Origin of the sequence: Dyadobacter chenwenxiniae, from assembly GCF_022869785.1 — a bacterium.
Lineage (GTDB): Bacteria > Bacteroidota > Bacteroidia > Cytophagales > Spirosomataceae > Dyadobacter > Dyadobacter chenwenxiniae.
Genome location: NZ_CP094997.1, coordinates 2,998,115 through 3,017,572, shown reverse-complemented (window position 1 = coordinate 3,017,572; position 19,458 = coordinate 2,998,115). Strand labels below are relative to the sequence as shown.

19 protein-coding genes are annotated in these 19,458 nt (G+C 44.8%); 15 read left to right on the top strand and 4 right to left on the bottom strand.

Translation table 11 applies throughout. The features are described 5' to 3' along the window. Window positions 1-66: 66 nt before the first annotated feature. From MUK70_RS30845 to MUK70_RS12765, 15 genes are all read left to right on the top strand, one after another. Window positions 67-198 (top strand): hypothetical protein, encoded by a 132-nt coding sequence (locus tag MUK70_RS30845; RefSeq protein WP_255715761.1) that lies wholly within the window; start codon window positions 67-69, stop codon window positions 196-198. A 71-nt stretch (window positions 199-269) separates the two neighbouring features. Then, a complete protein-coding gene (locus MUK70_RS12830; RefSeq protein WP_234652657.1) occupies window positions 270-1,589 on the top strand; it encodes a phage portal protein in 1,320 nt (439 codons plus the stop codon). Beyond that, complete coding sequence (locus tag MUK70_RS12825) at window positions 1,549-2,145, top strand: HK97 family phage prohead protease (RefSeq protein WP_234652655.1); 597 nt, start codon at window positions 1,549-1,551, stop codon at window positions 2,143-2,145. Before MUK70_RS12830 ends, MUK70_RS12825 begins: the two co-directional genes overlap by 41 nt. Window positions 2,146-2,172: 27 nt before the next feature. Continuing rightward, window positions 2,173-3,477, top strand: a complete 1,305-nt coding sequence (locus MUK70_RS12820) for a phage major capsid protein (RefSeq protein WP_234652653.1) — start codon at window positions 2,173-2,175, stop codon at window positions 3,475-3,477. Window positions 3,478-3,534: 57 nt separating this feature from the next. Next, complete coding sequence (locus MUK70_RS12815) at window positions 3,535-3,732, top strand: hypothetical protein (protein WP_234652651.1); 198 nt, start codon at window positions 3,535-3,537, stop codon at window positions 3,730-3,732. 4 nt (window positions 3,733-3,736) lie between these two features. Next, window positions 3,737-4,285 carry a head-tail connector protein gene (locus tag MUK70_RS12810; protein WP_234652650.1) on the top strand — a complete coding sequence of 183 codons (549 nt, stop codon included), beginning with the start codon at window positions 3,737-3,739 and terminating at the stop codon, window positions 4,283-4,285. Next, window positions 4,285-4,644 carry a phage head completion protein gene (locus MUK70_RS12805; protein WP_234652648.1) on the top strand — a complete coding sequence of 120 codons (360 nt, stop codon included), beginning with the start codon at window positions 4,285-4,287 and terminating at the stop codon, window positions 4,642-4,644. Before MUK70_RS12810 ends, MUK70_RS12805 begins: the two co-directional genes overlap by 1 nt. Further along, entirely contained in the window at window positions 4,641-5,162 is a 522-nt protein-coding gene (locus tag MUK70_RS12800) for a hypothetical protein (protein ID WP_234652646.1), read from the top strand. Before MUK70_RS12805 ends, MUK70_RS12800 begins: the two co-directional genes overlap by 4 nt. Continuing rightward, complete coding sequence (locus MUK70_RS12795) at window positions 5,159-5,551, top strand: hypothetical protein (RefSeq protein WP_234652644.1); 393 nt, start codon at window positions 5,159-5,161, stop codon at window positions 5,549-5,551. Before MUK70_RS12800 ends, MUK70_RS12795 begins: the two co-directional genes overlap by 4 nt. 99 nt (window positions 5,552-5,650) lie before the next feature. Further along, a complete protein-coding gene (locus MUK70_RS12790; RefSeq protein ID WP_234652642.1) occupies window positions 5,651-6,022 on the top strand; it encodes a hypothetical protein in 372 nt (123 codons plus the stop codon). A 67-nt stretch (window positions 6,023-6,089) separates the two neighbouring features. Next, window positions 6,090-6,476, top strand: coding sequence for a hypothetical protein (locus MUK70_RS12785; protein ID WP_234652640.1), 387 nt, complete (start codon window positions 6,090-6,092; stop codon window positions 6,474-6,476). A 38-nt stretch (window positions 6,477-6,514) separates the two neighbouring features. After that, complete coding sequence (locus MUK70_RS12780; RefSeq protein ID WP_244784825.1) at window positions 6,515-6,820, top strand: hypothetical protein; 306 nt, start codon at window positions 6,515-6,517, stop codon at window positions 6,818-6,820. Window positions 6,821-6,825: 5 nt separating this feature from the next. After that, on the top strand, window positions 6,826-9,330 hold the full coding sequence (locus MUK70_RS12775) for a tape measure protein (protein WP_234652636.1): 2,505 nt from the start codon (window positions 6,826-6,828) through the stop codon (window positions 9,328-9,330). After that, entirely contained in the window at window positions 9,330-15,485 is a 6,156-nt protein-coding gene (locus tag MUK70_RS12770; protein WP_234652634.1) for a hypothetical protein, read from the top strand. Before MUK70_RS12775 ends, MUK70_RS12770 begins: the two co-directional genes overlap by 1 nt. Before the next feature lie 20 nt (window positions 15,486-15,505). Beyond that, entirely contained in the window at window positions 15,506-15,997 is a 492-nt protein-coding gene (locus tag MUK70_RS12765) for a hypothetical protein (RefSeq protein ID WP_234652632.1), read from the top strand. A gap of 93 nt (window positions 15,998-16,090) precedes the next feature. On the opposite strand, the gene MUK70_RS12760 is transcribed toward MUK70_RS12765, so the two are convergent. From MUK70_RS12760 to MUK70_RS12745, 4 genes are all read right to left on the bottom strand, one after another. Further along, entirely contained in the window at window positions 16,091-16,606 is a 516-nt protein-coding gene (locus MUK70_RS12760; RefSeq protein ID WP_234652629.1) for a DUF6169 family protein, read from the bottom strand. Continuing rightward, window positions 16,599-16,775: a hypothetical protein gene (locus MUK70_RS12755; protein WP_234652627.1), complete on the bottom strand. Its 177-nt coding sequence runs from the start codon at window positions 16,773-16,775 to the stop codon at window positions 16,599-16,601. Before MUK70_RS12755 ends, MUK70_RS12760 begins: the two co-directional genes overlap by 8 nt. 430 nt (window positions 16,776-17,205) lie before the next feature. Continuing rightward, window positions 17,206-19,176: a tetratricopeptide repeat protein gene (locus MUK70_RS12750; RefSeq protein ID WP_234652625.1), complete on the bottom strand. Its 1,971-nt coding sequence runs from the start codon at window positions 19,174-19,176 to the stop codon at window positions 17,206-17,208. Further along, window positions 19,177-19,425, bottom strand: a complete 249-nt coding sequence (locus MUK70_RS12745; protein ID WP_234652623.1) for a hypothetical protein — start codon at window positions 19,423-19,425, stop codon at window positions 19,177-19,179. It abuts the gene before it with no gap. Window positions 19,426-19,458: the final 33 nt, after the last annotated feature.

Sequence of the window (19,458 nt, the reverse complement as noted above, 5' to 3'; positions counted from 1 at the left end):
GAGATTGAGCAATCTGATTTACAACTAACTAAAAAGGCTTATTTCAAGCTTTTTAACGAATTCTACATGTCAAAAAAACGATTAAAACAGTCGTTCGACCAGGTAGAGCAGCTATGCGAGGAAAAGGGCTATCAAAGCTACTACAACTCCTTTGAGTCGTTTAAAACGGCTTTTTACACTCAAAAAGAGCAAATTTAAAAATACTGGTATTGACAGTTACCATTGATGAATTGGAACTCGATTAACTTTCGCGTAAACCGAAACATTAATTGGCTAATTGGCTTTCAAATCTCATTGGGAGGAGCACATTCGTTCCAACACCAGCAATCAGCATTGTGCCAATTGCAGAGGAGCGATCTGTATTAGCTTCCGTAGCGGATGATGGCGATGTTTTCTTAAAGAAGCTAGGTCTTGAACACCTAAGGGCGCACGTAACGGCTAAAAATGCAATGGGTTTAGCAACCTTTTACGGTTGCGTGAAATTCATTTCGAACCAGATTGCAAGCTTACCGTATAATGTTTACCGTTCGGAGCTGGGCCAGGGTGCAATGAAGCAATCAAAGCATCCATTAAACTACGTTTTAGAGACGCGGTTTAACAAGAACATGGCCCCGCTCGTGGCAAAGAGAGCGATGCTACTCAACTGCCTGGTGCATGGGTGGTCAGTGGCTGAAATCAAACGAAATCGAGCAAGGCATACTATTGAAATTCAACCATATCCATGCAGTCAAGTTTACATTTTGCACGATAGGGAGTCAGATAGCTATTTTTTTGATATCCCTCATTTGAATAAGAAGCTGTCACAAGATGATGTGATTTTTCTTAAAGATTTAGATTTTGACGGAGCTACGGGCGGCTCGATTATTAGCTGGCAACACCAAACGATTGAGATTGATCTAACAGCGAAGGAATTTGCGGCAAAGTTTTTCAGGAACGGAACATTTATGGGCGGGATCATCGAAAATCCAGCCATGGCAAATGCCAAAACAGAAGAAGTTGCAAAGGGAATCAAGAGTCAGGTAGTAAAAGCTTTTGATAACGGTGACGGAATAGCAGTTTTTGCGCCGGGGGTTAAATTTCACCCGATTGGATTATCTCCTGCCGACTCCCGGCTTCTGGAAATTTTCGAGATGTCAGATAAAGACATCGCAAAGATGTTCAATCTGAGCCTTTCAATGATTGGAGATACCGAAGTGCAGAGCAGTTGGGGAAGTGGAGTGGAGCAGATGTACACGATTCTAACTAATTCAGTATTAGTCCCGATAGCTCGGCAAATTGAAGAAGAGGTTGACTATAAATGCTTTCGCGGGGACGATTTGCAAAATGGATATTACACCAAACACAATTTCAAAGGGCTTCTTAGAGGCGATTGGAAAACGCAGTCTGAACATTTGCAGCGCATGGTAACTAGCGGCATTTACACGCCAGACGAAGCAAGATATTACGACGATATGGGGCCGCTACCGAAAGGTACTGGCAACAGGGCATACATGAACGGCACAATGACGCCTCTGGAATTAATCGACGAGGTAAAAACATCAAAAAGGAATGGAAACAAGGGTGCTTCCGCAGGAGTTCAGCGAGGTTAGAGCGATCCAGAATGAAGAAGGCGTCTGGCACATTCCAGGCAAGGGCATCGTGTTCAATCAAAGATCCCGGAAGATAGGTTGGTTCCATGAGATAATTGATTCCAGGGCATTAGAAGGAGCACGGATAGATGACGCGATTTCATGCTATAACCACAACATGAATCACATTTTGGGCTCAGTCCGGAATAAAACAGTGAGCTACAATATCACTTCCGACTATTTGGAATATGATATTCTGCCGCCGGACAATCAGACCACCCGGGACATAGTGATTGCGCCGATTGTACGCAGAGACGTAACGGGAAGTTCCTTCATGTTCAATGCTGTGCAAAAAGGAGGTGACGAATGGGTCCAGGAGGCAGACGGAATTATAGTTCGGTATGTCAAAAAAATTGAGGAGGTCTACGAATTCGGGCCCGTATCAATGCCTGCCTACATGAATACAACAACGGACGTAGCCAAGCGGTCATTTGACGACTTTATCAAGGAAAACAAGCAGCAAGAAATTCAGTACAGGAGCCAGTTTGCCAGAATGAAAGTGGCCCTGTTAAGATAGTTTACAACTTCATCAACAAATAAAAAAATGAAAAAAACGCTTAAAGAGCTGCTTGATGAGCGTGCTCTAAAATTCGGAGAAGCCGAGACATTGGCAGACGAATCCGACAAACGCGAATTGACAGCTGAAGAGCGGACCCTTTTCACAACTCGCACGAGTGAAGTGCTTGTTCTTGATGAGGTAATTGCCAGTAAGAGGCAAATTGAGTCTTTCCAACTTGGTCGGGCAGCTTACGTTGGTTCAGGTGAAGAAGGGAATCGCGATACATCGAAAGGTGATCAGCGTGATCTTGCGGGCTATAACCTTAATAAGGCGCTGTTAGCCAAACTCGACAACCGCGCCTTGGATGGTATTGAAGCAGAGGTTCAGCAAATGGCGGAAGCCCGAGCAAAAGAAGACGGCATCAAACTTACCGGTAACGGGATTGTTGTTTTGGATGAAGTTTTGCAAAAACGCGGTCAAACTGTAACGTTGCAAACGACGAATCCGGGCGATCAGGGCGGTGTGCTAGTTGAGAAAAAACTGCAAGGCGTTCTTGAAGTATTGCAGGCTAACACCTTCCTAGATGAGGTTGGCGCACGGTTTATGACTGGATTAACCGGTGACTTAGTTTTCCCAGTACAGGAAACAATGCCTATTATTCAGGAGCTGACAGAAATTGAGGCCATGAATGACAGTGAAATCCTGTTCAGTTCATTCGAAATGAAGCCAGCGCGTAGAGGCACAACTGTACCTATTTCTCGTCAGCTGCTTATTCAATCTTCCATTGATATGCAGAATTTCACAATCAATGCGATTGGTGAGGCGCTTGCACAGAAGATGAATGCTGAGGCGATTTCAAACCTTCTGACGATCATAACATTGGCTAATGGTAACCTGTTGGCTCTTGGACTAAACGGAGCAGCTCCAACTTACAATGATATCGTTGCTCTTGAAGCGTTAGTTGATGGATACAACCACAAACGCGGCACTCCTAAGTATCTGACCAACACGAAAGTGAAGGCCAAATTGAAGACTACTCAGAAGTTTACAGGCACAAACGGAGATCCTGTTTACAACGATGACAATGAATTGAACGGATACAAGGCCGTGATTTCAAACATCGTACCATCCAATTTGACGAAGGGAACAGCTACAAACGTCGCATCTGCAATCGTTTATGGTAATTTCTCTGATTTTATGGTTGGAATGTGGGGCGGAACTGAGTACATCATTGACCCATTTGCGAAGAAGAAGTCAGCGCAAATCGAAATCACTGCCAATGCATTCTGGAACATGAAAGCGGCCCGCGTGAAATCCTTTTCAGGAATTAAAGACGCTTTAACAGCGTAAGCATCAAACCAGTAAGAAATAACCAGGCCGGGAAACCGGCCATATCATATTTATCAAATGGCAGAAGAAACAAAAAAGACTGAGACTAAGGTGACCATTGAGGAAACTCAGGTAGGTGAAAAAATCAAGACTAAACAGGTTGAGATTACGAAATTCCACCCTCTTATGGCACACGAAGTAGGTGAACAGCCAATCCTTACAGAGGAAAAGGCATTGGAGTGGATTGAAAAGGGATATGCAAAGGCAGTAAAGTAAAAATATGAGTTACCCTTATCTAGTCGAGAAGTACGGAGGCGGCAATTTCAGTATAGATGATGGCCGCCGATGGATCCGCATGGACATTCCGGGCTATGATGAGTGTGATGATGACCTTGCCGAGACAATGCATGCTGCTCTTGACTATGTGGAGACAGAATGCAATGTTTCTCTCGGAATTTCGACTTACGAATGGTACACGGAAAACCTTCCTTGTACTATTCCAGACGCCACTTTTCTAAAAGAAATTGTGAGCATTGAAGGTTTTAAAGATGGTATGGCAACCGCTATTGCAACGACAAACTACGCTTTACGGAAGGTTGGAGCTAAGAACACTAGAATTATATGGAATCCTAGTTTTAACCACCAGTACGAGCATTTTATCGTAAAATTTAAGGCCGGAATGGGGCCTGAGGAGATCCCGCCGCGCATGGTTATGGCGATCAGAATCCTGGTGGGCGAATGGGACACAAACCGCATTGACCTCCCGGCTGAAAAGAAAACAATGGTAGATCGCTTGCTTTCTATTTACGTGATACCGCGCTGCGCATAATGGCAAAACGACAGACGACAGGCCCCGGAATTTACGACCGCAGGATTGCTATTTTACGTCCACAGACGATTGTAAACGATTTTAATGAAGAGTTCACTGGTGAGATGAAGGTGGTCTATACTGGCGTTGCCGCGAATAGAGAAGACACATCGAAAACAGACGCTGAGGATGTAGTAAGCAATGTAATGAGGTCGATTCTATTTTATGACTATCGGATTCGATTCATGGTGGGGCTTGACATTAAAACAAGTTGGCAAATCAAAGATTTGTTTGACGGGAGAATTTACAAGATCATCGCGCCGGTATCGGAAGTTGGTAGGAGGGAAGGTTTGTTGATTAAAACACAATACATTGAGTGATCCAGGTCAAAATTGATACACAAGAGGTGGACAAACTTGGAAAGGCTATGTCCAGGTATGCAGGCATTTTCCCTCAGAACAAAGCGAACTCTGTTTTAAGAAAAGCTGTGCGTCCGATGCTTACTGCCGCATGGATTGAAGTGCCTGTTTCTAAGGGTTCAGAACGCGTATCATTATCGGGAGCCCGCCGGGCGATTAAAAAGGGGTATAACGCGAATTACTTACGACAAGGCGGAGCGACGCGGAGAGATTTGAGGATAAAAACTGTCGCACCAAAGGGAGATGAACTTGGACGTATATTGGTTGGGGTTAGTAAATCCAGAAACAAGGTTGGGTGGCGTACGCACTTTATTACGCGAGGCTTTAAAGACCGAGGTGGCAATCCTCATGGGCCAAACAATTTCTTGCAGCGAGCCTACGATCAGACGATTTCAATGGTCAGGGCTGATTTCTTAAAAGCCTATCGCGAAGCGTTTGCGAAGTGGGCAAAACACACCTTGCCGCAAGGTATGATATGATAGAAAAAGCCATAATCCAATTGCTATTGCAAAGCCTGCCTTTAAAGGCGATAGTGGACACCAGGATATACCCAAACATTATTAAAAGGGCCGTATACCCTGCCGTATTCGTAGCAGCAAATCGAATGAATAAGGTCGATTGCGATGCAGATATGGGCCTGAAAACGGGGGTTGTTGAGATCGGTGTTATGGGGGCAGATTATTTAAAATGCCTAAATGCTATCATAGCAATACGTGAAAAATTAGATGAGTACTCCGGGATGGTAGGCAATGTTGGAATTACATTCCTTAACGGCGAAGAAGCTCCGGACGGATATGACGAGAATACAGAAGTCCACTTGAAATCCATTGAATTTCAAGCATACGCAAGAATAAAATCATCAACGTAAAAACTAAAGACAATGCCAGAAAGAATTGAACCCGCCGTCCTTAGTAAGGAGGTGAATGTCTTTATGAATAAAGGCACAGTACAAGCTCCGGACTTTACAATGGTTGGTTGCGCGACATCTAAGGACTGGGGGCTATCTAATAACATTCTCGAATTGAACTGCGACAGCGGCAAAAGGACTGTGGACGACGGAGAAGATTCTACGTACGATTTCCAGCTTACAGGCATGGTGTTCGAGTACGGGGATGAAGCGGCGGACAATGTTTCAGCCTTTGACTTTGAAACGCTTGCGCAAACTAAACCGCAGCCATTAAATCAATATCGCTTAGCTGGGAAGTTTAGCGGCGATACGGTGCGTACGTTTTTCGCTCGTATTGCGACATTTCGCGAAACAGGGTCCAACGGAGAAGCTCGGACTTACACTGTGGGATTCCGCGTTGACGGTGTTCCTGTTCTGTCTAGGCAGACCTAACTAAATCACTTCATCAATGAGAAATGGGCTCCTCATTCCTGAGGGGCTCAATAATAACTAAACTGAAATGGAAGACTTAAAGAATTTCTCGGAAACGAAAGTTAAGCTGAAACTTGGCGACAACGAATACCTAGTCAACTTCGGAATCTTTACCCGTAGGCGTATCGAGGAGCAAAAGCCAGGGTTTACGTTGTTTCAAAATGATATGCCAGATTTCGAGATGTTGCCATTTCTGATCCAAAACGGCATTGAGCCAGAAGATCGGAAGTGGGATAATGAAAAGGAATTTATTGGCCTATTTGAAGACTGCGCAGACATTGAGTCGCTTAATAAAATACCCCTTGCATTTCAAAATTCTGTGGGGTTTACCAATCAAGCGTTCATCCCTCTGTTGGAGAGAGTGAGCGCGATGATGCCGAAAGCGGATCAGAGCAAGAACCCGAAAACGAGGTAAAATTCGATTGGAGGGACTATTGGCGAGATGCAGCTAGAATGGGTATATCTCCCGGCGATTTGAGGTATATAACTCCTTACGAATTCAATCTCTTACGGGAAGGCCATTTCAAACAGAGGCGAGACGATTACTATCACGAGTGGGAACGGGCAAGATTCCAGGCCCACACGGTTTACGCGTCGGTAACAGCTCTGGTAAGTGGTGAAATCGATCCAATAGAAACATTTTACCCATTACCGACAGATAAGGACCGCAAGGAGGCGATAGCTGCGCTTCCAGTGGCCAGGAAGATCGACCCAGACTACAAGGCCGCTTGGGAGGCAAAAATGAACGCAATTAAGTAAATGTCATGGCCGAAACCGTTGGTGGCGCTAACATAAGAATTACCGGTAGTTCAACTGGTTTTATTACAGCACTAAGTCAAGCTCGTCAAGAGGCGGCTCTTTTTGTGCGTGAAGTGAATTCTAACGTTTCTTCTGCTTACCGCGCGGCTGATGCCCAACAAAAAGTTTTTAGAAATGGATTGACAAGGCTGGGGACTGAATTAAAAAGCATCGGTTCTCAGCTTTCTGTGTTTGGCAGCCTGCCAGCTCTTTTCGCAGCCGGCACAGCATATAAGACGTTTGCGGATCTCGAAAAACTGGAAATTGGATTAAAGGGTTACGGCGAGTCTTTAAAAACTGTTCGTGAGCTCGCTAAGCTTCCAAACGTTAGCATTCAGGGTGCGGCCCAATCGCTGCTCCAACTACGTGCTGTCGGGGTTGAATCTCAATTCGCCCAGCGCAGTATTACAGCTTTCGCAAATGCTCTTACTGCGGCTGGAAAGTCATCGATAGACTTAAATCCAGCGCTCACTAACGTTGTTCAAATGTTGTCAACAGGCATAGTAAGCGCCGTTGATGTTAAAGAACTGGCGAACAGGATTCCGCAGGCAAGAAGGGCATTGATTGAAGCGTTTGGAACCGCGTCGGGTGAGGAGTTGACAAAGTTAGGAGTAGATAAAGTCGTTGAGGGGCTCATAAAAGAGCTCGAGAAAATACCGCCCGTTGCCGGTGGCGCCGGAATGGCGCTGGAAAAACTTGGCGATGATGCAAAGTTCGGATTAGCTAGCATCGGTGAATCACTGGATAAGGCGTTTGGTGTTACCAAGGCCATCAATGAGGTTTCGGAAATGATTGGCGGGTTGACAGAGAAGTTTCAATCCCTTGATCCAAAAACACAAAAGGCGATACTAGGTTTTGCTGGAATGGCAACAGTAATTCCTGTTCTAATTACAGCCATAGGCGGAGCAATTTCAATCACCGCAATGTTTGCGGCCGGAATTGGGGTTGCAACCGGCACGGTATTCGCTATTGCTGCGGCTGTTGCAATAGCGGGCACGGCCATAATCGCCAATTGGGACGACATCAAAACTTCCGTCGGAGATACGTCTATTTGGAAGACAATGGCGGATGTTGCAGGTTCCTCTTTAAGTGCCCTGGTAGAACTCTTTAAAGTAGCGGCAAACCTCATTACTGGTGACTGGGGTAACATGGGTATCAGCCTGGTTAATGTCCTGAGTCATATCGGGAATGCAGGGGTGAAAATACTTGGAGGGCTGTTAAAGTTTCTGCCATCAGCTATGGGCCTAATTACAGGAATCGATACCAGCTTCCTAACAAAGGGGATTGATAAGCTTGTTAATGCGCTCACTATCCAAATTCCGAAAGGTGCCGGTTTTTCAACAGCCGCAATCGACAACCTGAGAAAGAAATTTAATGATCTTGTTGGAGGCGGAATTGGCAATATCCCAAAAGTAGATCCAAAAGCACCCAAAGGTCGTGGTGTAGCGGTACCAAAAGATCTTACAGAGCTGGGCTTCATTAACTGGCAGATCGACCTTGCATCTAAGGTTTACAAAGACCAAAAAGCGATCAAGGACGCTACCAACACATACAAAGAGTTGGTGGGGGTAGTTAAGGCTCTAAACATTGAGCGGTTAAAACTGAGTAATTCTACTGGCTCAACGATTGGGAATTCGACTTATGCGGGAAGGGAAGTAGCGAAAAATCGACTTGGCGCCATCGGTGATTTGCGAACCGGACAAACGCTGGATAGCTTAAACCGGAGTATTGCAAAGAATAAATTTGGAGACACCATAAGGGAGTCCGCATCGCTAGAATTATCTGATTTTGTTGGCGGCAACAGCCTCAGTGATATTCGGCAATACTTCAATCAAATCACTCAAATAGCCGGAGAATCCAATAACGAGTATGCCAAACGTGTCTATTCAATTGTCGACGGTACAAAAGACCTAAGTTCTGGACTTACCTCTGCGCTCAAAACGGCCGCAGCGGATGTTGCTTATGGTTTTGGTGAAATGTTAGGCAACCTAATGTCCGGCGCGGGAGGCATTGAGCAGTTTGGCAAAAGAGTAATGGGTTCGCTGGCCAATATGATGAAGGAGATGGGTAAATCTCTGATCGCTACCGGTACGGCTGGTATTGCCTTAAAAGTGTTCGCTAAAAATCCAGCCCTGGCACTAGTCGCCGGTATCGGCTTGGTCGCGTTGGGTACGGCTGCACAAAACAAACTCAACTCACAAGCAGAAAGCGGGCTCACCAAGTTTGCAAATAGTGGTATGGCGTACCGCAAGATGGTTGCAGTTGTAGGTGACAACCCAAATGCACGGCACGACCCTGAAATCATTGCTCCGAAATCTATGGTCGAAAAAACGATCCAAAAAAGCATCTCGAACATGGGCGGACATGGTAACGGAAACGGATTCATTGCCGAGGCGCGCATCAGCGGACAAGACTTGCTGATCTTGATTAGTCAGGCGCAAGACAGAAACAAAAATATAAGAGGATTCTAATGGCGCTAGGGCTTAAATACTTTGCGCGTTATCGCGATATTGACGGTGTAATTAAAGAAGTTCGCTTCCTGAAAGAGGGCTACGGAGGCCCTGCTACGGAATGGTTTTGTTTGAACGGAGCCGTTCGGTATGATTACGCCGGGTTTGATGGCATGTTCGAAAAACCAATCATTCCATCGCAGGCTCGGATCTCACTCTTCTTGAGTCAGTATTACGATTTAAAGGATTTCGTTTTCAACCGGAAAACATATTTCTGCGAAATCTGGCATATAGAGGAGGGGGTTATAAATTGGTCTGGATGGATAGAGCCTTGGGACGCAAGACGACCACACAGAAAGCCGCCTTGGACCGTCGAACTTACTGCCAGCTGCGGCCTTGCTCATCTTGCGAAAAAGAAATATTTAAACCAAACAGACCAATTTAAAAAAACCGGTCTGCAAATCATAAAGGAGTGTTTAGCCACAATAGGCGTTACGCAGCCAATCCGCATTTCTACCCACATGGTAGAAACTACCTGGGGTGGCGATGACCGATTAGGATTGAACAGTTTTGAGATTGACGTTTCCCGCTATTACGATAATAATGGTGAGGCGATGTACTGCGATGTCATTGTCAATGATATCCTCGATCATTTTACCGCAGAGATTGTACAAGAAAAGAACAGATGGGTAATCCGTTCAACAGTTGATAATGCAACAGGGCTTGCTACCGGCTACATAGACATTGATAATCCCGGCGCGCCCGCTGATATGCCATTTACCTATTCCATTAACGGAGAGGGTGATTCGGCGACAATGAACGACGGGAATGTTCGGATTCTTCCTCCAATCAACAAGTACCGGACAGAAATAGATTTCGGTACGCAGGCGCCTTTTTTTCTCAATGGGAATATGGTCCTATGGAATGAGAATGGCTTGGTAGGGTGGGATTTTACCCACATGAACAAAAGCACAACCGACGGATGGGAACGTTTCGAAATAGGAGGAGAAATTAGCAGAGGTGTGCTTAAAATCAACGGCAAGTCTCCTCAACCTTACCGAAAAAAGAAAAAGAAAAAATTCTTGCAGGTCCTGATCCCTATCCTTACGGGGATGGTCGGGGCAAACTTGAAAAACAAATACTATGACATTGAGCCTACTCAATACATAGAATCCCCTGGTGGGACTATTAGCCGAGGGGACAAAAGCGTTACCATATCTTTCGATTATGAAACAGATGCGTTAGCGTCTGATATTCTCATATCCATCCGCATACCTATCAGGGAATTTAAAAGCGGGAAAGTAAATAACTTTTGGGTTGACCCCGATCAGGGAGTTGCTCTTGCGGGAGCGGATAAGACGCATCGGGGCGCTACGCAAGAATTCCAATTGATCCGGATCCCTCCTGTGGATATGGGAACGCTTACCAATAAAGGGGATCTGAACGTCTCTAGCAATCCTAATTACCCTGCTGCAACGTGGACTCCTGGATCAAGGGATATTAACTGGACTTGGACGGCGACAGGTGTGCCGGCAGGTGAATACCGTCGTGTGGGTGGGGTTAATGGGGTACTTGTTGAAAACGGCGATTTGATTGTTGCACGTGTTCCTAATAATGGTGGTTCTCAGGCGGAAGTAGGGGGAAGCTGGGAGATTATTGGAATGCGGAACAATGTCAAAAAAGGCACGTTCTCAATTACAGTCGCAATCAATACGCTTATTATTGCAAAAGCAGGTGATCCGTGGCCGGCCGATAAAATCTATGTGAGATTTTATAAAATGGCCGATGACCAAGGGTTGCCTGGTGATTGGTACAAAGTATACAACCTCAACGGCGCGCTTGAAGGATTTATTGCAAAAGAAGAATCTGCAAAGTATGCAACTGTCTTGCAACGTGGCGACGTTACCGATGAAGAAGCAAAAACTATAAACCTGATCAGTGGAGACTATAATCCGTGGTATGCAGGTTCCTGGACTAAGCCTGGATCAAAAGAAAACACTCGGACATGGCGGCGAAGACCCGACCTAAACGAGGCGATGAGCGTCTACCGGGCGATGATGCTCGACCGCTTGTCTTTGACAAGCAGGCCTCTTACAGTCGTCGAAGGTGTGATAAAATTGGCTCAGGGAGCTCCTCGGCTTTCGTACCTCCATACCTTGCTTATGCAGGATATGGGCGGAATCCGGATGCGTTTAACCAGGTTTTCTTACAACGACTACAATCGGCAAATCACCTTTTCTGCGATTGAGGTCAAGTATGAAGAAATTCCGAGGGAAGAATTAAAACAAGATTCTTACATTCCCGGATCTCGCCAACTTAACACCGTTCCAGGTGAAGGAGACGGCATTTACCCATCCAAACAAGACAGCACGAATGGAAGGTTGAATGCGGAGGACATGGCGCTCACGGATGAGGAGCTTGCCGCCGCCCTTGAACAGGGTAGCAGGCTATCCGCGCTGTTTGAAAACATCCCACCGCTTATTTTCACCGCGGGCGAATTAAGCTCTGATTCGGTGAATCTAAATAACTACCTATCTGAGGTTGTTAAGTATAACAATGCGGATCAGGAAGAAGAAGACGTTTATAATTTCGATGATCTGCGGTGGCTAGTGACAGATAAGCCGTCCTGGGTCACTAATCAAAGCGTTGTTTTTTTGAATGTTACCGTAACAGGGAAGCCCATTTATGTGGGTGATTATTCGATTACCTTCAAAGTAGGAGAGCAAACATCTGAGGAAGCGCAAAAGACAATTGATCGAGCCATAGCGGAAGCCGAGGCGAATGGAGAAGAGTATGTTCCAGTTCCAGCTTTTTACATCGAGGTGGAGATACCGATCAAGGTATTTCCAAGAACGATTATAACATATGAGTTGCTGGATATGTCGTCCGGCAGTCCGACTGTAATTGGCCCGCTCCCCGGAGTTTACCCAGTTCCTGCCGGGAAATGGGATATTCGTGCGAGGATTAAAGGCTCTCACGATTGGTGGCAGATGTCGCTGTTTGGCGGCGGAGATACCGGCAGCGATGCACCATTAACTGTAAGCCAAAATGTGCTACAGACAGAAAGCGGCACCTACCTTATGTTTGAGGAAACGGGCGGAATCCAAACAGGGCCAGGCCAGTATCGTCATTTTACCACAACGCAACTTTCGAAGGTTACGGTCAGCCGTCAGGATATAGTATTTACTCTTTATGACGAAGAGTTTTTAGCATCGGGTAGATTCTTCCTTCGTAAAGGCGCAGTTAATATCGGCGAGATAGCTCTCGACGGTAGCAGCATGTTTGAAAATCCAGACGGCTGCGACGTTGTCTTTGTGACTGGCGGAGTTGAGCACGATGAAGTCGACTTACGATTGCTTACCAAGAATCAGGTAGTTCTAACCACCAAGGGCTTTTCATTGCCAGACTCCGCTAACTCTGGCGAATATAGAGTTTACGGCGCTGATACACTCAATCAGATTGGCAAATATATAATTGAAGCATACGTTTACCTGAACGATAACAAAATAGTAAGTCGCTTTACTGATTTTGAACTCGTTAAAAAGAAACCGGAAGCAAAAGGCGGGGCGCTGGCGCTAATGGGAAAAGTGCCGGGTTCTCTGAATTTCAAGCAACTTGCGGTACTTCCCAAATCGGGAAGCGAGCACCTTTTGCCAGTTGCAGGATTCAACGTTAAAACAATAGGCGAGTCTTCCGAATTTGACTGGGAAGGGTGGACATATCAGTTAGTCAGGGGAGGACAGCTAAATACAGTTGACATCAGTAAATATACTGGACAACCTCAATTTATCTCATACCCGAATCCGGTTACAGAGTCGCCGTTGCTATTGTTTGGTAGATTGACCAGTATTCAGATTGATACAATTCATGAAATAAACACCACGCATCGCGCAATTGTCACTCGTAGGCTTGGCGGCCCGACTGGCGAGATCGCGGCGATTCTGCAAGCGGACTTCTCGTTCGGCGAGTTCCAAGACCCGGACGGGGTGCCTGATGAGGATGAGACCGATAGCCTCACGGATTATCTGGCGGGGTACGGAATGTTTGAGGAGATTCTGGATTACAAAAAAGTATTTGGTGTACGTGTCGATAATATCGGCATTGAAATTAACGGCCCTGAAAGTCCAGATAACCCAGCGGGAGGAACGCCTAATAACCTGCGCCTCAAAGCGAAAGGCGTCAAGTTCGCCAACATCCAAGACATCCCCACAAAAACGGTCATTGGCCGTATGGCTGGCGGCACTGGCGTTACTTCGGCTATACCTGTTGCCACAATCGTAACAGGGGCGGATCCAGGGGATCTAGTGACAGTAGAGTACATCGAAGAGCTTATAAGCGCGTCACTGGCTAAATACATGCCATTGACCAACGTTACAACGGGCAACGTAATCCCTAACTATTTCGGCGATGTAAACGCATACAATTTCACGGGCGTAGCTTTAATCGGAACAGGCGCAGCCAATGCGCCGAATGCTATTCCTGGTATGCTAATCGCAGGCGTAAGCGGATCAAACGTTTCTCAGCTTGTTGTTACCCGGTCGGGCGATAACTCTTATTACAGGGGCACAAATGGGGGCGCATTGGGTACGTGGTATCAGATCGCAAGCCGGGCGTGGGTGGATTTGAAAGAAGTTAACACAGGGGTAGGATTACTAGGCGGCGGCCCAATAGCGACGAACCTTACATTAACATTCGATACCGTTTGGGGTGATGCGAGGTATTTGGTTAATGCCAGTACTGGACTTCCGTGGACGCAGGTAAACGTCAATACCAAACCAAAGTTCAATGTTTCAGCAGTTGACTCACCATCAGGCGGAAGTTCTTCTTTCCATGGTATTTACATCCCTCATTCAACGAATGCGGATATTGGTTCAACCATTGCATTTAGGAATGGTACTGCGTTTTTCAGAAGCGTTGAAAGCGGCGTATGGGGGGTGTGGCTGGCAATTGCAGATAAACCATGGGTGAACGCGAAACAGATACTTGGCGGCGATGGTATGGCAGCGGGAAGTGGCGGGGATTTATCAGCGAACCGGGTTATTGATCTGGGTACGCCTTCAACCTTAGATGCATCCACTACCAATGCAGTTACCACTACAAGCCACACCCACGAGATTACGACAGGCAGCCTTGTGCAGGGTTCAAATATTGTCTTGTCCGGCACACTGACAGACAGGTTGATTGGTGCGGGTAATGTGACCATTTCGGCAACCGCTATACCATGGACGATTGTAACCGGAAAGCCTACAACACTTTCAGGGTTTGGGATAGTGGATGGTGTAACGATCGGTGATTTCAATATCGGACTGGGAACGAAGGAGAACACATTTCCAAAGGGTAACCTGGTTACTGGCGACAATATCACTTTCGGAGGATCAGGGGTAAACAGACTTGTGGGATCGGGGGACTTGGTTATAGCGTGCAATAGCATGCCGTGGAATGATGTGACAGGAAAGCCAACTACGGTTGCCGGCTACGGTATTACGGATGTGTACACGAAAGCAAATGTCGATTCGGGGCTTAATGGAAAAGAGAACACCTTCTCAAAGGGTAATCTCGTAACAGGCAACAACATTACATTCGGCGGCGATCCTCTAAGCAGGCTTGTGGGTTCAGGAAACCTTGTGATTGCCTGTAATAATATGCCCTGGAACGACGTAACGGGCAAGCCGACAACAATTGCAGGGTATGGGATAACAGACGCCTATACTGAATCTCAGGTTGACTCTCTGTTATCCGGCAAAGCCAATTCGTCCCATACGCATACTGCCTCTCAAATAACTGACTTCACCAGTGCGGTACGCGGGTCTATTTCAGGTACTGGGGGGATCAGCTATAACAGTTCTACTGGGGTTATTACCTATTCAGGATCATCGGGAACGGTAGACGGAACAGGAACCAAGAACCGACTTGCCAAATGGGATACGCCGGGTACAGGGCTGCTTGATAGTAGAATTTACGATGAAGGTACTGGTGACGTGGAAATACTTACTGGGTTGAGGCTTAGCGGCGGCCTAACTCCTCAGAGAATGACGCGAGCGGCAAGACTTGCATTAGGGGATCCGGGAAGAGTAATGATTGTCTTTCAAACGGATACCGTTTCGGGGTCTGATTCAGGATTGAAGCTCCACTATGCGGCTGGGTTTTGGGTCGGAATTGAAGAAAAGATTGCATAACAACTAAAATCGAAAATAACATGAAAATTAAACTGGACAGACTAAGGACATTAAAAGCAGAGTGCGAAGCGCTCGTGGCTCAGAACGCATTCAGTTTCGCAACAGACACCAGGCTTACGAGGTTGGGTGTGATGGCTAAGAAAACCATAGAAAGAGAAGCGGGAGAAGCGCTGAGGGGCATCAATACAAAGCGCAATGAATTGTATCAGCAAGTTGTAAAAGATAACCCCAGTGCAGATCAGCAAGCGATTTCATCCATATACCTGGCAGACAGCCGATCAAAAGAGATCATGGATCTGCAAGCAGAAATATGGGCAGAGGAAACCGATTTTGAATTTAAGCCTATACCGATCGGTATTGACGAGGTAAAAAAAGAAAACTTCGAAAAGTCCGTGACGGTAGAATACTACGGGTATTCTCACCACATAAACCCGAACATGTGTTTACAGGGCTTAATTACCGAGGGGTTTGCAGAAGTATCAGAGTTAGACGAAACAGCACAGAGAGAATAACAAGTTTTTTTAACTCCTATTGCTGATTGCTTTTAACTAATAACGGTTTAGTTAATAGTGCATAAAAAAGAGGCTTATGGCCCCTAATTTATTTCAAAGTTTGTCGGTAACATTGTCATCTCCTGAATAAAACACGCGGATAAGTGTCTTATACAGTGGGTTTTCGTTATGAAGTAGCATTGATGTATACAGTAGTGTTTCCACTTTTTCTGTATTGCCCTCTTCGTCAATTTCTTCGTCTATTGCAAAAACCTGCCTATTGTGCTTTTCAATTGATTTGTTTTCTAAGCAAGAGAACCACCTGTCAAATTTTAGGCTTCGTTTAGCTCCTTTACCATCAAAAGGATCACAGAAATAAACGATAACAGCGCTTACATCGGCTAGACGATCAGATAAAATCTTAATAATAGTATTCCGGATCTTAATATCTATCGAGAGTGAGGGCTTATCGGTAACTATATCAAAACTGTATACTTCCTTGATCTCGGTATTGTCGGAAAACCAACGGCGATCACGTGAAATTGCAACAGTTACCTTTATTTCACTTCTGGTAATGAAACTGTAAGTTTTTCGGGCAGGATCAAAGGTGTATTGGTAAAGTTCAGACAAGCTCTATTCCTTTGGATTCTAGGTCTGAAAGGGTAAGTTCACCATTAAGATATGCTTTAACAGCTTTCTTTGTTTCAAGCATTCGGCTTAATAGCGAACCTTTTGCAACAACTTTGACCGCACCGACAGGCGCCGTGCTTGGTATTTTTGTTGAATGTGCTGTTTTCATCACAATTAGAGTTTAATAATTCATTTTCTCTAATAGTGTGTGTTGTATACTTCTTTCATAAAGGAAGTATTTTTCAAAAGTAACACTACAAGCGTAAAAATCAATCCACAAATAATTAATATTTCTATTTTATCTCGCTGATTATCAGACTTATAAAATCAAACCGTTAGGGTTTTATATATTGTAAATATCTCTACATCTGCATTTTAAATCGGAGCAACGTATATAGGTCGTGCCATTTTGTAATTATCTCTGTAAGCCAGTATTTTTTGATGCGTTATGATTGAACGGTCGCCATTTGACTTTGATTTATATTTTGAAACTATTAAAGGCAAGAGACTTTCAAAGTATTTACTCCAGTGGTGAACGATTCGATGCTAGTAACTAAATTTAGTGTCCCACAATAGCTGTCCTGAATAGCTTGCACAAATCAAGAGTGCAATCCAAGCCTATTTAGAAAATCTGACCATTCAATATCCCAACGCTCAACAATCTCTCTCCCTTTGCCGATGTCAGATAATTTGACGCTTGCCAGACTAGGTGTATTCAGCGAAGTCACTGCCTCTGCAACCAGGTCCAATGATCTTGGCTTGTCGTTTAATTTGAGTTGATAAAATTCCGCGACGCGAATTGCCATGTGAATAAAATGTGTTAAATCGTCTCGATTACTAGAAGCATAATTACGCTGTAAAGCCAACGCTTCAAGGTAGTGGGATTTTGCATTCTCATTATCACCAGATCCTTCAGTGATTTCACCCAAGGTCGCAAGCGACCTCGCTAACAGAGGTTCGAACACGACTGGCGTTTTTGAAGCTAGTTTCCGTCTAGTATCTATACTATCTATAATACACCTTTTTGCTTCTGGATAATTCTTCCACTGTAAATATACGCCGGCCAAATTATGCTTAATTCTCGCAATAGTATTGCTGGAAAGCGGGCTATCCTCTACCTGGTACTGATCTATGATTGACAAACTTTCGAGCCAATTTTTTTCAGCTAAGTCAAGTTTGCCTCTTTCTTTTTGAATAACGGAGACTGTATTGAGTGACTCAATGAGAGAGCCCCAGTTAGCTTCAGGATTATCAGCCATCCTTTCTCGTCTGATTTCCAGGCTTTTATTTAGTGCCTCATCCGCAGACTCTAGGTGGTTACAGTGTAAATAAAGTGTTCCGAGGCTATTCCATATATTGCCTAAAAGGGATCTAGCAGATAAAGTGTGGAAACTCGAATCTTGGGATAGGTCGATTGCCGTGTTATAATAGGATTTCGCATCCTCAAAGTACCCCATGTGTCGAGACGTCACTCCCATTTCGTGATATAGGTGGGCAAGACTAACCAAAAATACTTTCGATTCAGAAGCCAGTGTGAGAAATATTGCTAGGGATTCCTTATACAAAGGGTCGGCAAGGTCAGGACGATTATTGTCAACATAGTGTTTCGCCATCGTCTGCAATGCACTTGCAAGTCCTGGACGATGTTTCTCTGGGTCTAGCTTAACAAGGTCTTTTTGGATATTAAGCGCTCGTTGAAGAAATTCTAGGGCTTTTTCTTGGTTGTTATTGGCTCTCTCAATTTTAGCAAACGCAGCGTACTGCTGGCTAAAAATGTCTAACCTTTGATTTGAAGGGGCCATTGCAGAATGTAGCACGATTGCTTTTTCCAGTGCTATCTTTGCGCTGCCATAATTTCCCATACGCAGCAACAACGTACTTTTTTCGTACAAAATTTGACTTAAATCTCCGTCATTCTCGCTAACCTCTAATGCTTTTTCGATTAAGTTCTGACAAGTTTTAAAATCCTCAACTAGATAGGATAAGTTATTAGCATTTAGAAAATTTTTGACAGTGGGACGGAGCTTGGCCGCTTTTAGTGCGTTCACTAAGGCGCCGTCAAAATCATTATTTATTACTAGCAGCTGGGACTTAAAAAACAACGCTTCGCTAACTTGTTTCTTTTGGGCGTCAAGTTCGTTTTCCCGTTCACCTAGATCTGCGATCATGCCGTCCATTGCAGAGTCTTCGATAGCAGCAATGGCTCCTTCGATATTTCCTTGAATAAGATGCTTTACTGATGCTTGGTGTGCTTCACTCGCCTCAGAAAGATCCTGTTTACTTAAACTTTTGAGTAAATTTTCTACCTTAATAGTGAGTGCGGCTTTTTCATCTATCTCTTTTTCTAGTTGCTTCCGCAGATCGTTTATCTCTTTCAGATTATATTCATTAATAGTCGATTTGTCATGGATTGCGATCTCTAAGTCGGATATGCGCCTTGTATGCGACTCCGTTAGTTTATCCACCAAATCCGAAAGAGGTTGAACGGTTACGGTTCCTTTTGCATCTTGAATTATAAGATTATACGATCCATCAACGAATAGATTGTTTATTTGGGGCTTATCAAACATTTATTCTTGGATTAAGTCATTATTCTTACCGTCAACATCTGATTTATTTTCGCTAGACATGTCTGGAGAGCTTGAATTGCCTTGCCGCACCTTGTTCCCTTCACCTCGGACACGTGCCTCATTTCTCCTATATCTATTATCAGACTTGATAGAAAGGCTTCCCCAGCTAATTATTGAATTTAGGTTAACTATTGCGACAATGGCCAAGATGATAACTACTGCCACAATAAAGTAATATTTCATTTCCATATGGTTGACATTTTTACTTGATGATTCACTTTG

Bases quoted from the DNA above. Each gene is read 5' to 3' on its own strand.
- MUK70_RS12745 (WP_234652623.1), bottom strand. From the start codon at position 19,425: ATGGAAATGAAATATTACTTTATTGTGGCAGTAGTTATCATCTTGGCC.
- MUK70_RS12750 (WP_234652625.1), bottom strand. From the start codon at position 19,176: ATGTTTGATAAGCCCCAAATAAACAATCTATTCGTTGATGGATCGTAT.
- MUK70_RS12765 (WP_234652632.1), top strand. From the start codon at position 15,506: ATGAAAATTAAACTGGACAGACTAAGGACATTAAAAGCAGAGTGCGAA.
- MUK70_RS12815 (WP_234652651.1), top strand. From the start codon at position 3,535: ATGGCAGAAGAAACAAAAAAGACTGAGACTAAGGTGACCATTGAGGAA.
- MUK70_RS12795 (WP_234652644.1), top strand. From the start codon at position 5,159: ATGATAGAAAAAGCCATAATCCAATTGCTATTGCAAAGCCTGCCTTTA.
- MUK70_RS12775 (WP_234652636.1), top strand. From the start codon at position 6,826: ATGGCCGAAACCGTTGGTGGCGCTAACATAAGAATTACCGGTAGTTCA.
- MUK70_RS12790 (WP_234652642.1), top strand. From the start codon at position 5,651: ATGGTTGGTTGCGCGACATCTAAGGACTGGGGGCTATCTAATAACATT.
- MUK70_RS12780 (WP_244784825.1), top strand. From the start codon at position 6,515: ATGGGTATATCTCCCGGCGATTTGAGGTATATAACTCCTTACGAATTC.
- MUK70_RS12820 (WP_234652653.1), top strand. From the start codon at position 2,173: ATGAAAAAAACGCTTAAAGAGCTGCTTGATGAGCGTGCTCTAAAATTC.
- MUK70_RS30845 (WP_255715761.1), top strand. From the start codon at position 67: ATGTCAAAAAAACGATTAAAACAGTCGTTCGACCAGGTAGAGCAGCTA.
- MUK70_RS12785 (WP_234652640.1), top strand. From the start codon at position 6,090: ATGGAAGACTTAAAGAATTTCTCGGAAACGAAAGTTAAGCTGAAACTT.
- MUK70_RS12825 (WP_234652655.1), top strand. From the start codon at position 1,549: ATGGAAACAAGGGTGCTTCCGCAGGAGTTCAGCGAGGTTAGAGCGATC.
- MUK70_RS12810 (WP_234652650.1), top strand. From the start codon at position 3,737: ATGAGTTACCCTTATCTAGTCGAGAAGTACGGAGGCGGCAATTTCAGT.
- MUK70_RS12755 (WP_234652627.1), bottom strand. From the start codon at position 16,775: ATGAAAACAGCACATTCAACAAAAATACCAAGCACGGCGCCTGTCGGT.
- MUK70_RS12770 (WP_234652634.1), top strand. From the start codon at position 9,330: ATGGCGCTAGGGCTTAAATACTTTGCGCGTTATCGCGATATTGACGGT.
- MUK70_RS12805 (WP_234652648.1), top strand. From the start codon at position 4,285: ATGGCAAAACGACAGACGACAGGCCCCGGAATTTACGACCGCAGGATT.